Source organism: Rhodomicrobium sp. (assembly GCF_047605405.1).
In the GTDB taxonomy this organism is placed as follows: Bacteria; Pseudomonadota; Alphaproteobacteria; order Rhizobiales; family Rhodomicrobiaceae; genus Rhodomicrobium; species Rhodomicrobium lacus.
In genome coordinates, this window is the sequence record NZ_JASGFR010000011.1 from 1 (window position 1) to 14,053 (window position 14,053).

The window sequence follows — 14,053 nt, forward strand, 5'->3', positions numbered from 1 at the left end:
CACGAGCACGATAAGAATGCCGACGCCAAGGATGACGACCACGACCACGAGGGCGGCGAGCATCACCACTCGGAATTCCACGTCGAATATTCGTTCCACTGCTCCGCGCCGGAAAAGATCACGAGCCTGACCTTTGGCTATTTCAAGCAGTTCCCGAATGCGCAAGAACTCGATGTGTCTGTCATCACACCGAAGGGTCAATCGAGCTACGAAGTGACGAAGGACAAGCCGAAGCTCGAACTTAAAGGTGTCTGAGGTGATCGCTTCACCGTCTCCTTCCACCGAGGACAAGCCGCGCCGCCACGAAGGTGGCGCGGACGTCGTCCGCATCGACAGTGTGCGGTTCACATGGCCGGGCCGCAATCCGTTCACGCTCCGCATCGACGGCTTTTCCCTGGGACAAGGTGAGCGGCTCTTGCTGATCGGCCCCTCGGGCAGCGGCAAGTCCACGTTCCTGAGCCTGCTCGCCGGGATCGCGAAGCCCGACGCGGGCAAGGTCGATGTGCTGGGCACCGACATCGCGCGGCTCGACGGCGCGGCCCGCGACCGCTTCCGCGCCGAGCACTACGGGATCATCTTCCAGATGTTCAACCTCCTGCCTTACGGCTCTGTGCTCGACAATGTGCTGCTGCCGCTGAGTTTCTCGCCGTCACGGACAAAGCGGGCCGATGAGCGCGGCGGCGGACGCGCCGAAGCGGCGCGGCTCCTCGCCAATCTCGGGATCGAGCCTTCGCTGATCGCGAGCGGCAATGCTGCGAGCCTCAGTGTCGGCCAGCAGCAGCGGGTCGCCGCGGCCCGCGCGCTCATCGGCTCGCCCGAAATCGTCATCGCCGACGAGCCGACATCGTCGCTCGACCGCAACCGCCAGCAGGCTTTTCTCGACCTCCTGTTCGCGGAAGTGGAAGCGGCGGGCGCCACGCTCGTCATGGTGAGCCACGACGAGAGCCTCGCGGGACGCTTCTCGCGCGTCTCCGACCTTGCCGAAATCGCGCAAACCTCGCGCGGGGGACGGTCATGATTATCGTTCGCCTCGCGCTGCAGTCGCTCGCCAACCGCTGGCTGACGGCGTGCCTCACGATCCTTTCCATCGCGCTCAGCGTGATGCTTCTGCTGGGCGTCGAGAAGGTGCGCACCGGCGCGCGCCAGAGTTTCGCTGACACGATTTCCGGCACCGACCTCATCGTCGGCGCGCGGTCCGGCAATCTGAACCTGCTGCTCTATTCGGTTTTCCGCATCGGCAACGCGACCAACAACATCACCTGGAAGACCTATCAGGACATCAAGCAGCACCCGGACATCGGGTGGACCGTGCCGATCTCGCTCGGCGACAGCCATCGCGGCTTCCGCGTCATGGGCACGGTGCCCGAGTATTTCACGCATTATCATTACCGGCGCGGCCAGCCGCTCGCGTTCTCGGGGGGCGCGCCTTTCAGCGATCTTTTCGATGCGGTCATCGGCGCCGACGTTGCCGAACAGCTCGGCTACAAGGTGGGCGACAGGATCGTCGTCGCGCATGGGGCGGGCGCGGTGTCTTTCGTCGAGCACGACGACAAGCCCTTCCGCGTATCGGGCATTCTCGCGAAGACCGGCACGCCGGTCGACCGCACCGTGCATGTGAGCCTCGAAGCCATCGAAGCGATCCATGTCGACTGGCAGAGCGGCTCGCGCGATCCGACGAAGGCCGTGTCTGCCGACGACGTGCGCAGGATGGATCTGACGCCCAAGGCGATCACGGCGGCCTTCGTGGGGCTCAAGTCGCGGCTCGCCGCCTTCCGCGTGCAGCGCGAGGTGAACAATTATCGGCAGGAGCCGCTTTCCGCGATTCTTCCGGGCGCGACGCTTCAGGAGCTTTGGGGCCTCGTCGGCACGGCGGAAACCGCGCTTTCGGCTGTCTCCGGCATGGTGGTCGTCACGGCGCTGCTCGGCATGGTGACGATGATCCTGACGACGCTCAACGAACGCCGCCGCGAAATGGCGATCCTGCGTTCGGTTGGCGCGCGGCCGTCCACGATCCTTTCGCTGCTCGTCGTCGAGGCGGGCGTGCTGACTTTTCTGGGGGTTCTCGCCGGAACGCTGTTGCTCTATGGCGCATTGATCGGGCTTCAGCCCTATATTGACCGTACTTACGGGCTTCATATCGCGGTCGATCCGCCGAGCGCGGATCAGTTGAAGATCCTCGGCGGCATCGTGGCGGCGGGTTTCCTTGCGGGGCTGTTGCCTGCGCTTCGCGCCTATCGCCTCTCGCTCGCGGACGGCATGACGGTCCGCACCTGACGGAGAAGGACAGATGAAGAGACTGGCGGCGGCATGCGTGGTGCTTCTGTTGACGACGGCTTTCGCGCCGATCGACAACGAGCCGCCGGTTGAAATCGGGTGGAGCAAGCTTGTTCCGCCCGCGCCCGTCGTGCCGCCGAACGTGAAGTCAAAAAGCTTCCTGTCGGGCGCGACGCCTTCGCCCGCGCTCGGCGGCAGCGAGCCGCCACCGCCGCTGCTTCCGCCCGGCGAGGACAGGCCGTGGCTTTCCGAGCGGCGCAATCAGCCGGGGGCGGGCGCACCCGTGCCGGTGGTGCAGGAACTGGACGGCAAGCGCGTCAAGATCGGCGGCTATGTCGTGCCGCTCGATTTCGACGCGACGAACGTGAAGGAGTTTCTGCTTGTGCCCTTCGTCGGCGCCTGCATCCACGTTCCGCCGCCGCCGCCGAACCAGATCATCTATGTGAAGGTTTCGAACGGGTTCGACGTGGCAGGCTCGTTCGATCCCGTATGGGTGACGGGCAGGATTTCGGTCGCCTCGCAATTCACCGGGCTCGCCGAAACGGGCTACGCCATCGACGCGGACGCGGTCGAGACGCGCAAGGAGTAGCGCGCCCCGACCTTTCGGTTTTACCGGCGCTCGCACACGAGGATCGGCGCGTACTGGATCAGGAACAGGCCGAACGCCGCGAGCCAGAGCACGCCCGAAGCCGTATAAAAAACCATCGCATGGTCCGGGAAAAACCCGGCGAGCGGCCGCGACAGCCCCGCCAGCACGAGCGTGACATAACTCGCCTGCGTGATGCGCGAGGCCGCCAGCGCCCGGCCCGTATGCGCGAGGCTCGCCCGCGTCATCACGGCCACGATCATGGTGGAGATGACGCCGACCGTCAGGATGTGGAGCACCGACCATGTCGGCACGAGGTCGAGCGCGGCGGCGGCGATGGCGGCGAATGCGAGCGGCACGAACGCATAGGCGACGTGCAGGATGAAGAGCAGCGGGTCGTTTGCCGCCTTCCAGCCGCGCCAGCGATAGAGGCGGTAGCTCTGCATCGCGAAGGCGAGGGCCGCCGGGAACGCGGTCCAGGGGGTCGACGGCGCGGCTGTGTAGAAGCCGAGCGCGACCGCCCCCACGGCTATGGCGGCGATGTCGTAGCGGCCGAAAGGCGCTGGCAACGGGCTTTTCCCGAAGCGGTTGAGCCAGTTATGCGTGAAGCTCGGAACGATCCGGCCGCCGACCAGCATCACCATCACGGTAAAGGCCGAGACGCCGAGCCGCGCGGGGGTGGTCTCGTCGCCGCCGGTGATGACCGCCGCATGAAACCAGACGTTCGCGCCTGTCAGGAACAGCACCGCGGCGAGGATTTTCAGATCGCCCCATTTCTTCCCCGCGATGAGTTCCCGCGCCACGATGAAGGCAAGCGCAGGCAGAAACACCGCGTCGATTGCGGCGGAGGAGGTGACGCCTGGCGTGTCCGGCGCAAGCATGGCGGCGCGCCCCGCGCACCAGATCGCAAACAGGGCCGCGAGCGGCCAGCCAGAGACGGGCAGGCGCCCCGTCCAGTTGGGTATGGCCGTCAGCAGGAAGCCCGCGAGCGCTGCGGTGGAGAAGCCGAACAGCAATTCATGCGCGTGCCAGTATGTCGCCCCGTAGCTGCCGCCGATGGGCAGGTGTCCGGCAAGCGCCGCGATCCAGAGCGCCATCGACGCAAAGGCCCATATGCCCGCCCCGAGGAAGAACGGCCGGAAGCCGTAGGAGAAGAGAACCGGGCCGGTGCGGGCGAGGCCGCGCGGTGTGCCTCCGCGCGGAGCGGCGGCGGGTCGGGGCGAGACGGTAGCTGTGGCTGTGGCGCTGGTCATGGGCGAAAATCCTTCGTTCGCCTCACTTTAGCGGAATTCCGGCGGGCGCCTGTTTGTCGCGGCGCAACTTCAGAAGCGGTTCGCTCCTCTTTCGGTCGGGAGAAGGGTTAATCGCGCGTTGCGTCGGCGAGCCTTGCGAGTTTCGCGGGATCGCGCACCACGAGCTTCCGGCGTCCACCTTCGACAAGCCCTTGCGCCTCCCAAGCACTCAGGATGCGCGATACGGTGTGCAGCGTGGTGCCGGTCATCTCGGCGATGTCGCGCCGGCTGATGGGGAAATCGACGCGCGTGCCGCCCGCATCCGCCTTGCCCGCCTGATCGACGAGCCGCAGCACTGTGTGCGCCACGCGCCGCTCCACTTCCTGTGTAGACATTTCCCTGATGCGCGTGTGGGCCTCATCGAGCCGCTGCCCGATGGTTCGTATCGCGTTCATGGCGAGATTCGGGTTCGCCTCGACGAAGGCGTTCCAGTTGGCGGAGGGCCACCCCGCGACGACGCTGTCGACCACGGCCGTCGCGGTGCCAGGGTAATCGGGGCGGGTGAGCGCACAGGCGAAGCCCAGAAGGTCGCCCGGATTGACGATGCGCACGATGATCTGCTGACCGTCGGCGGCGATCTGGTGGACCTTCAGGCGGCCGTCGAGGAGCAGATAGAAAGACGTGGCCGCCGCACCCTGTTCGAAGACGGCCGCTCCTTCGGCGACACGTCGCGCCGTGGCACGCGATGCGAGCAGCTCGATTTGCGCGTCGGTCATCGATGCGAACAGCGCAAATCCCTTGAACACGCCCTTGTCCAACGCCACGATGACTGCCTTTCTCCTGGCCGCTCTTCGATCGTTTCCGAGCCGACAGCGGTAAGCTTGGAACCCATCATACAGGAAAACGCCGGTCGCCACTTCAAACGCAAGTCTGGAATGGTGTTTCAGCGAAACCGCTTCATGCGCTTGCGAGGGACTCGTAAACGTCCTCCTCCTGCGCGTTGTGGAGGCGCACCAGAGATTCGAGGTTCTCGATGACCCGTTGCGCGTCGCGAATGAGATAACGGTCGGCGTCGCCCGATGACAGGCTCTCGGCAAGCCGCGCCAGAAGCCGAGCCAGGTGCAGGATTTCCCGATGCGCGCGGCTCATCGCCGACATGGCGGAAACATGCTCCGGGAATGTCGAGAGCTTTGGATAAAGCTCGCTTTCATCGGCGCGTTCATGTCGGACGACGCTTTGCTGGACGATCCGGTTGGCTTCCGCGATGAGCGTCGCGGCGCTGCGGCCCGTCGCATCGTCAAGCGCGTCGGCGATCTCGCGCAAGCGATCGAGGCTCTTTTCCAGCGCGCGGTGATCCGCTCCGAAAAACTCGGGGGAAAGCCCTACCGATGCAAGAGGCGGTCGCTTCCTGCCCGCTCCGAGTGCCCGAAGGGCATTAAGGATCACCAGCACATCGATGGCTTCCTGAGAGATGGCGGCGGGAACGGGCGCCAGCCAGCCGAGCAGCGCCGCGATCATGGCGAGGCCGGAAAGGGCCATGCCGGCGACGATGCTCTCGCGCGCAATCGCAACCGTGCGGCGCGCGATCTGCACGGCTTCCGCCACCCGGTCGAGGCGGTCCACGAGAATGACGACGTCTGCCGCCTCGGACGAGGCCGTCGCACCGCGCGCCCCCATGGCGATACCGACGTCGGCCGCGGCCAGAGCCGGGGCATCGTTTATCCCGTCTCCCACCATGACCGTCGCGTGGGCCTTGCGCTCGGTCGCCACGGCATCGACCTTGTCCGCGGGCGAGCGTTCGGCCAGAACCGTGTCGAGATCGAGAGCGGCGGCTATGGTTTCGGCGGCATCCGCCCGGTCGCCCGTGACCATGACCATGCGGCGGACGCCCGACGCCCGCAGCGTCTGGATCGCGCGCGGCGCTTCCCTGCGCAGTTCGTCGGCGAAAAGCAGTGCGCCGATTACCTGACCGTTCCGCGCCACGAACACACAGAGAGCCGAGCGCCAGCTGGCTCGCCGCAGGGCCCGCGTCGCCCAGTCGGGCAGGCTTCGTCCGCCGAAAATCAGTTCGGCCGATCCGGCCCTGACACGTTGCCCTGCCAACATGCCTTCGAGCCCCGAACCGGCCTCTTCACGGACATTTGCGGGGAAATCGAGTGAAAGCCCTCGATTCCTCGCGGCGGCGACGATGGCCGAGGCGATGACGTGATGGGAGGCCTGTTCCAGACCGGCGGCGAGGCGCAGCACTTCGTCTGCGTCCTCGCCCGGCGCCGTTTCGATGGCCGACAGGCGCGCTCCGCCAGCGGTCAGCGTGCCGGTCTTGTCGAACATCGCGGTGTGGACGCGGCCGAGCGCCTCGAGCGGTGCGCCACCCTTGACGAGGATGCCATGGCGCGCGGCCCGGGAAACGCCCGCGATGAAGGCGACGGGAGCCGCGAGGATGAGAGGGCAGGGCGTAGAGGCGACGAGCACCGCCAAGGCGCGCATGGGATCGTCCGAGATGAACCACGCGATGGCGGCCAGCGCGAGCGTCGCCGGAAGAAGCAGCAAGGCATAACGGTCCGCCATGCGGATGAACGGCGCCTTCGCGGTCTGGGCGGCCGTCACCATCTTGACGATGCCCGCATAGGTGCTGTCGGCTGCGGAGGCGGTGGCCTGCATCTCGAAAGCTTCCCCCGCGTTGACGGCGCCGCTTCGCACCGGTTCGCCCGCCTTGCGCTCCACCGGGATGGGCTCGCCGGTCAACGCCGATTCATCGAGCGTAGCCTTCGTGGCGAGGAGAGTTCCATCGGCCGGAACAATCTCGCCCGCGCGGACGAGCAGCCTGTCCCCGGTTCCGATCGCGTCGACCGACACGTCGTCGAGACGGTCGCCGACAAGCCGGTGAGCGAGGCGAGGGGCGCGGTCCAGCAGGTCTTTCAAATTGCGCTCGGCGCGAGTTACCGCGAAATCTTCGAGCGCGTTTCCGCCCGCATACATGACGGCCACGACGATCGCGGCGAGGTTCGCTCCAAGAAGGACCGCGGCCCCCATGCCGATGAAGGCCACGGCGTCGACGCCCATCCGGCCCGCAGCCAGATCGCGGGCGATGGATACGCCAAGCGCGAGGAGGACAGGCAGCGTGCCGAGAAGCCAGAATAACTGCGCAGTCTCCGGCCTTCGCACGGAGTACGCCGCCAGCCCCGCCGCAAGCGCAACAAGCGAATAGAAGATCAATCCGCGCCGTATGAACCGTTGACCGATCATCGCGGACCTTTCTTGCCGCCAGCACGGGCGCCGTGCGCGTTCCTCGCCCCCGCCCTCCAATCTTGATTGGAGGTGCGCGTGGAGAGGTCGCGTCTTGTCGCACGAAGCGCGAAACGGAGTGGCGGAACCTCGCGTTGCCTGTTATTCGATAGACTTGATCGAGAGAGTTTTGGCATAGCCTGAGAGCGAATAGCCGCCGGAAAGCGCGCCCGGAATCTTATGCGCAAAAGGTGTTGTGCGCCCTAACGTCGGCCTGAGGCCGATAACGACAACCGATGTGATCAACGCTGTGAAGCCGTCCCTTTTTCGTCTGAGCCTCCTGCTGGTCCTCGTGATCCTGATGCGTCCGGCTTCAGCGTCAGACGGCCTTGCGAATGTTCAGCGGCTGGTTTTCGTGGCGGGGCGCGATACGACGTCGGTCGTTGCTGTCCGCACGGATACGGATACTCTCGTCGGCGGCATCGACCTTGGCGTGGTGCCGCGCGGCATTCAGGTCTCGGAGGCGCTGGCCAAGCTGGTGGCGGTCGACGGCAAGAGCGCCGGCGTCTTCGTGGCGGATCTGGCTTCAGGCTTCGTCAGTGTTGTCCCGCTTCGGTTTGTGCCGGTGCGCCTCGTGCTGACGACAGATGGGCGCACCGCGATAGCCGCAAGGGACGAGACCGGCGAAATCGCGCTTCTCGATCTGACGGCGTTGCGAGAAAAAGTGCGGATCGATGGGCCAACCGGCATCCGCGACCTGATGGCCCGGCGAGACGGACGATCCATCTTCATCGCCGCGAAGTCCGTAGAAGGCGTCGCCGTCTACAACGCCTCGACCGGGAAACGAACCTCGATTATCGGTCGGCGGCAGGCCAGCGCGCTGGCGCGTTCGCTTGTCGGACACGACGGCTTTGCCCTATCCGCCGAAGATGCGCGAGATGCGCGGTTCGTCACACGCTTCGACATGGAGACCGGTGCCTTCTCGGAAATGCCGGGCCGCGGAGCGGCCATCTACCCGGCGATTCGTTGGCTTCTCCTTCCCGATCCCGCATCGCGGACCGTCGATCTGCTGCCGCTCGACGGTGGACGGAAGCCAACCCGGTTCGGCGCAGATGCGAGCGTCTACGCCGCTTACAGCGGACTTTTCGATACCGTCGCCTTCGTGCCCGGCGCAAAATCGGTTTTCGTCTACGATCTGGACAGGCTGAAGCCCCTGGACGAAATCCCGCTTCCGGGCGCGCCGGGGCCCGGTGTCGTCACGCCGGAAAGCACGAAGCTTTATCTTCCGGTCGCCGATGCGGGGGAGTTGCTCGTGATCGATGCCGCGTCGCGCGCCGTGGCCGGGCGGATAAAACTCGATTTTTCGCCGTCGCTCGCCGTCATGGCTGGCGGCTATGGCGTGTGCCACTGAACAGAAGCCTGTCCTCAAATCCCGAAGACGCTTCAGGCTGGATCAGCCTGCGCTAAACTCTGTTTGAAGCAGACAGGCTCGATCGACAACGCAAATCGCAGCGTCGTGCCCGCAGATTTGCGGCATGACGCCGTTGCTCCCTACCGGGGCGCGACAGTCACGTCGAGCCCGTAGCTGCCGAGAATGGAAGCGGCGCGCTCCGCCTTCGGCTCTATCCGCGAATGAACGGTGTAGGTCTTTCCGAGCGCGGTATATTTCGACACGCCGAACTCATGGTAAGGCAGGACTTCGATCTTCGGCAGACGCGCGGTCTTCATGAAGCGGCCGAGCGCGTGGAGATTGTCGTCCGTATCGTTGTAGTCGGGAATGAGCGGCAGCCGGACGATGACCGGAAATCCCCGTTCGCCGAGGTGGCGCGCGTTTTCGAGGATGCGGGCGTTGCCTATGCCGGTGGCCTCCCGGTGGCGGGCGTCGTCCATGTGCTTGAGATCGAGCAGGATGAGATCGATCGCTGGGAGAAGCGTCTCGAAGCTCTCCCACGGCAGAAAGCCGGTCGTGTCGAGACAGGTGTGAAAGCCAAGCTCATCATGCAGAAAGCCGAGAAGCGCGCCAGTAAATGCGGGCTGTGCCAGCGCCTCGCCGCCGCTCAGCGTGACGCCGCCGCCGCTTTGCATGAAGATCCGCCAATGCTGGCGCACCTCCGTCGAGACTTCCTCCACCGTCATGCGTCGGCCCGATAATTGCCGCGCATCCTGCGGACAGACCGAAACGCAAAGCCCGCACAGCTTGCAGGCCGTTTCGTCGCGGCGCAGTTCATCATCCGCGACGGCGAGCGCCCCGTTCGGGCATTCCTCGACACAAATGCCGCACAGCGTGCAGAGCTTTTCGAAATGGAGAAGTTCGGGCAGGTGCTTCTGCGACTCGGGATTGCTGCACCACCGGCACGTCAGCGGGCAGCCCTTGAGAAAGACGGTCGAGCGGACGCCGGGGCCGTCATGCACGCTGAAATGCTGGATGTCGAAGACGATGCCGCTCGGATTGTCCGCCGGTTTCATGTGAGATGGTTCCTGGTCCCGGCATGCGGGGCACGGGCGAGCCGCCATCGGGCTCGCCCGCGGTTTTGTCAGCAGTCGAAGGTCAGTTCCGTGCGCGCGATGATCTCGTCCTGCACGCCCTTGTGCAGGCGCGTGAAGTAGGCGCTGAAGCCCGCCACACGCACCGTCAGCCCCTTGTAGGCGTCCGGGTTCGCCTGCGCCTTCCGCAGGGTGTCCGACGTCACCACGTTGAACTGAATGTGCGAACCGCCCGCATCCATGTACGTCTTGATGAGGGACAGAAGTTTCCGCGCCCCGCCGATGCCGGAAAGAGCGCTCGGATGGAACTTCATGTTGAAGTGGTTCGAGCCGTACTTCACCGCGTCAACGGCTTGTGCCGCGGACTGGATCAGCGCGAGCGGTCCTTTCTTGTCGGTTCCGGGCGTCGCGGACACGCTGCCGTCCGTCAGCGGCCGGCCTTTCTGGCGTCCGCTCGGCAGCGCGCCGGTCTTCAGGCCGTAGTAGTTGTGGATCGAGAGCGAGTAGGCCTCGATGTTCGCGATGTGGTCGCCGAAGTAGCTGTAGCCGGCGGCGTGGAACGTCTTGAAGGCGTCGTCATAGACGCGGCGCACAAGCGCATCGATCTCGGGATCGCCGTTGCCGTGCTTCGGCGCGTTGAGGCACAGCGTTTGAATGCGCTCATGGCCTTCGAAGTTTGCGTCGACGGCATCGAGCAGTTCGCCGAGTGTCAGCCGCTGGGTGTCGAACACGAGATGTTTGATCGCGGCGAGCGAGTTCGCGGCATCGATACCCGCATTGCTGATGACGAAATAGAGGTAGTAATCCACCCCGCCGTCGAACACGTGCTTGCCGCGTTCGAGGCAACCGCCGTAAAGCGCGGAGCGGAACGCGGGCGCGATCGTGTCGCCGAGCGCCTTGGTCGAGACGGAACCGAACGCGCGCTGGACGTTGAAGAGGTGCTCCACCTGGCGGAGCCACGCGGCATAGACGTCCTCGAAGCTCTTGAACGCGCGGGCGTCGCCGGTGCGGGCGCCGACGAAGAGGCCCGTGCCGGGGTCGACGCCGTCATGCAGCGCGAGTTCGATGCACTTCGCGAGGTTGAACGTCCCGCCTTCATGAATGAACGCAGTCCGCCCTTCGACGCCCGTGCCGACGCAGCTCATGTTGATGCTGGCGCGCGCGTCCTCGATGGTGACGCCGACCTTGGCGTGCCGCGCGAGCGTCCGCTCGATGATGAGGCGCGTGTTCATCCATTGCGGCTGGCCGAGGCCCGTGCGTTCCAGTTCGACGGCCTTGAGCAGGAAGTCTTCCTTCAGGCCGTCGTGATAGAGGATGGTGATGGTCGGCTGGATGTTTTGCAGCTCGATTTGCGTGTCGAGGAGGACGTAATCGAGTTCAGTCGTGGCATCCTGTCCGGCCGCGTTGAAGCCGCCGAGATTGATGGTGTGCCCGGTGTGGCCCGAGTTGGTGCGCGCCGAGATGAGACCCTGATAATAGCCATATTCGAGGATCTTCACGAAAAGGCACTTGAACCATGCCTGCGCGTCTTCCCGCGTGAAACCGTTTTGCAGCTTGTCGGCCTGGAACCAAGGGTCGAGATACTGGCCGATGCGTCCGGGCGACGAGCCGCAGCCGCTCTGTTCGATCTGGTTGCCGAGATGCAGGAACCACCAGAACTGAATGGCCTCGCGGAAGTTGCGCGGCGGATTCTCCGGCACGTGGCGGCACACTTCGGCGATTTGCAGAAGCTCCGCGCGGCGCACGGCGTCGCCCGTCTCGCCCGCGAGCTTGTCGGCGAGATCTGCGTAGCGGTGCGCGAGATGGATCAGCGCGTTGAGCGAAATCAGCACTGCGCGATAGAAGTCGATCTTCGACGCGTTGTCCTGAGTAAGCGGAAGCGCCTTCAGCCGCCCTTCCGTTTCGCGGATGATGTCGCCAAGGCCGCGCCGGATGAAGGTTGCATAGTCGAGGGTGCCCGAGCCGATGGTGTAGGGCGCGGTTTCGGTGATGAGGCCAGCGGCGACGCTGTCGCGCGGATCGAAGCCGTGAAGCTCACGCGAAAGCTCGCGGGCCCGCGCCTCGGCGGAGCGCGTCTGGAAGTATTTCGCGGTCTCGATGAGGGTCGCGCGTTCCTCATCGCTCAACTCCACTTCGCCCAGATGGCTCACCATCGGCTGATCGGCTTCGCGAAGGATCCACTCCGCGCCCCATTCGGGATAGGGGTAAACGCCAGCGGGCTTGCTCGTCACCGTGCCGACGAGCGGGTTGTCGTCGATGTAGAGCGTCTTCTTTTGCAGAACGCGCTCGAAGACGCGGGCGCGAAGAACCACGGTCGGCTCTTGCGCGTATTCACGATACACGTCGAGGAGATGGGTCAGCCGTTCGGTGTCGATCTTCTGAGGGGCGTCGAGCAGAAATTCCTTTGCGCGCGAGGCGGCCTCGGCACAGCGAGCGGACTGGGCGGCGTCCGTCAGCTTTCCGTCCGCGCGGAACGGGCTGAGGCCGGGAATCGAAGATACGAGCAAGGCCTCCGGTGAGGCGTTCTGTACGGGCATGGAGCGGGCTCCTTCAGTGTGAAATTTGAATTTGCAGGCGCGGGTGGGGTCAGGCCGCTTCCGAAGCGGCCTCGAAGACGTTCATTTCCGCAAGCACTTCGCTTTGCAGCGCCACGAATTCGGGGCTGGAGCGCCTGCGGGGATAGTCGAGATCGACGGTGAGCTGGCGGGAGATACGGCCGGGCTTGGCGCTCATCACGGCGATCTCGTTGCTGAGGAAGATCGCCTCGCCGACGTCGTGCGTTACGAGGATCATGGTCGTCTTCTCGAAGCGCCAGATGCGGAGCAACTCGTCCTGAAGGCGCAGCCTGGTGAGCGCGTCGAGAGCGCCGAGCGGCTCGTCGAGCAGGAGCACTTCCGGCTTGTTGACGAGTGCGCGGGCGATGGCCGCGCGTTGGGCCATGCCGCCCGACAACTGGTAGGGGTAGGCTTGCTCGAAGCCGTTCAGCCCGACGAGCGTGATATGCTCACGAACGATCTTCGCCTTTTCCTTCGACGACCCGGGCGCGTTTTCGAGGCTCAGCGCGACGTTCTGCTCAAGCGTCAGCCAGGGCAGCAGCCGGTGATCCTGAAAGACGATGCCCCGCGCGAGGCTCGGCCCCGAGATCTGTTTCCCGTTGAGAAGAATGCTTCCCTCGTAATCCTGATCGAGACCCGCGATCAGGCGAAGCAGCGTCGACTTTCCGCAGCCGGAAGGGCCGACGATGCTGAGGAACTGTCCGGATTCGACGTTCAGTTCGATGTTCGAGAGGACGGTCAGGCGTCCGCCGTCGTGGCCCTGGTAGTGTTTGCCGACCGACCTGATTTGCAGTTTGGACATCTGTGTTTTCCGTTTGAGATCGATCAGCCTTCGAAACCCTGCTTCCAGCGCAACAGCCTGCGCTGCGCCAGGTACATGATCCTGTCGATGGTGAAGCCCACGAGGCCGATGATGATCATGCAGACGACGAGTTGGTCGGTGAGCAGCAGCCCTTGCGCGCGGAAAATCAGGAAGCCGAGCCCTTCGAGGCCGCTCAGTCCTTCCGCGATAACGACCATCGCCCATGCGAGACCGGCTGCGTAGCGCAGCGAAACCATGATCGAAGGGAAGGCGGAAGGCAGGACGACTTTCCGCACCATCTGCCAGCGCGTCAGCGTCAGTACGTTCGCCAGTTCGATATGGCTCTTTTCCACGTTCCTGATGCCCTGAAGGGTGTTGAGAAACACAGGGAAGAAGACAGCCTTCGCGATGACGAGCACCTTCGCGGGCGCACCGATGCCGAGCCAAAGAACGATGAGCGGCAGCCAGGCGATGCCGGGAATATGGCGCAAGGTATCGAATGTCGGCCCGAAAAACTGCTCGACGCGTTTTGAAAGCCCGGCGGCGATGCCGAGCACGATGGCTGCGGTCGCGCCGTAGACCAGCGCCTGCCCGACGATGGACACGCTCGAAATGAAGTCGTTGGCGAGGCGCTGCTTCGTGATCATCAGCCAGAAGGCTTCGGCCACCTTGACCGGCGCAGGCAGGAAGACGGCCTCCACCCATTGGTAGGTGGAAGCCGCCTGCCAGAGCGTGACGATGATGAGGGGCAAAAGAAGCCCGATGACGTTGATTTTCCCGAGAAACCTTGCCGCCCTTCGCGAGGGCGGCCGGGCTTCTGCCAGGTCCAGATAGCTGCTTGTGGTGCTCATTTCCATCCGCCCGACGGGCGCCTCGCTCTGGAGGCGCCCGAAAT

Annotated in this window: 12 protein-coding genes; 5 read left to right on the forward strand and 7 right to left on the reverse strand. The window is 64.8% G+C overall.

The window, feature by feature from the left end; genetic code table 11:
• The 4 genes from QM659_RS06190 to QM659_RS06205 all read left to right on the forward strand — a co-directional run.
• On the forward strand, positions 1-255 hold a 255-nt coding region (locus tag QM659_RS06190), incomplete at its 5' end, for a ZrgA family zinc uptake protein (protein ID WP_415187760.1).
• Positions 248-1,018 carry an ABC transporter ATP-binding protein gene (locus QM659_RS06195; protein WP_415187761.1) on the forward strand — a complete coding sequence of 257 codons (771 nt, stop codon included), beginning with the start codon at positions 248-250 and terminating at the stop codon, positions 1,016-1,018. The genes QM659_RS06190 and QM659_RS06195, both read left to right, overlap by 8 nt.
• The gene (locus QM659_RS06200; RefSeq protein WP_415187762.1) at positions 1,015-2,274 is read left to right on the forward strand and encodes an ABC transporter permease; all 1,260 of its coding nucleotides are present in this window, start codon (positions 1,015-1,017) and stop codon (positions 2,272-2,274) included. Before QM659_RS06195 ends, QM659_RS06200 begins: the two co-directional genes overlap by 4 nt.
• Positions 2,275-2,287: 13 nt before the next feature.
• Entirely contained in the window at positions 2,288-2,863 is a 576-nt protein-coding gene (locus QM659_RS06205) for a DUF3299 domain-containing protein (protein ID WP_415187763.1), read from the forward strand.
• Positions 2,864-2,883: 20 nt separating this feature from the next.
• On the opposite strand, the gene QM659_RS06210 is transcribed toward QM659_RS06205, so the two are convergent.
• The 3 genes from QM659_RS06210 to QM659_RS06220 form a co-directional block, all read right to left on the reverse strand.
• Entirely contained in the window at positions 2,884-4,113 is a 1,230-nt protein-coding gene (locus QM659_RS06210; RefSeq protein WP_415187764.1) for an NnrS family protein, read from the reverse strand.
• Between the two features lie 107 nt (positions 4,114-4,220).
• A complete protein-coding gene (locus QM659_RS06215; protein WP_415187765.1) occupies positions 4,221-4,916 on the reverse strand; it encodes a Crp/Fnr family transcriptional regulator in 696 nt (231 codons plus the stop codon).
• 133 nt (positions 4,917-5,049) lie between these two features.
• Positions 5,050-7,338 (reverse strand): heavy metal translocating P-type ATPase, encoded by a 2,289-nt coding sequence (locus tag QM659_RS06220; RefSeq protein WP_415187766.1) that lies wholly within the window; start codon positions 7,336-7,338, stop codon positions 5,050-5,052.
• Between the two features lie 277 nt (positions 7,339-7,615).
• On the opposite strand from QM659_RS06220, the gene QM659_RS06225 reads away from it, so the two are divergent.
• A complete protein-coding gene (locus QM659_RS06225) occupies positions 7,616-8,728 on the forward strand; it encodes a YncE family protein (protein ID WP_415187767.1) in 1,113 nt (370 codons plus the stop codon).
• A gap of 140 nt (positions 8,729-8,868) precedes the next feature.
• Here the strand turns inward: QM659_RS06225 and QM659_RS06230 are convergent, their stop codons facing one another.
• The 4 genes from QM659_RS06230 to QM659_RS06245 all read right to left on the reverse strand — a co-directional run bounded on the left by QM659_RS06230 (position 8,869) and on the right by QM659_RS06245 (position 14,009).
• On the reverse strand, positions 8,869-9,783 hold the full coding sequence (locus QM659_RS06230; protein ID WP_415187768.1) for a glycyl-radical enzyme activating protein: 915 nt from the start codon (positions 9,781-9,783) through the stop codon (positions 8,869-8,871).
• A gap of 68 nt (positions 9,784-9,851) precedes the next feature.
• Positions 9,852-12,338: a glycyl radical protein gene (locus tag QM659_RS06235; RefSeq protein ID WP_415187769.1), complete on the reverse strand. Its 2,487-nt coding sequence runs from the start codon at positions 12,336-12,338 to the stop codon at positions 9,852-9,854.
• 49 nt (positions 12,339-12,387) lie between these two features.
• A complete protein-coding gene (locus QM659_RS06240; RefSeq protein ID WP_415187770.1) occupies positions 12,388-13,158 on the reverse strand; it encodes an ABC transporter ATP-binding protein in 771 nt (256 codons plus the stop codon).
• 23 nt (positions 13,159-13,181) lie between these two features.
• Complete coding sequence (locus tag QM659_RS06245) at positions 13,182-14,009, reverse strand: ABC transporter permease (RefSeq protein ID WP_303487044.1); 828 nt, start codon at positions 14,007-14,009, stop codon at positions 13,182-13,184.
• Positions 14,010-14,053 lie beyond the last annotated feature (44 nt).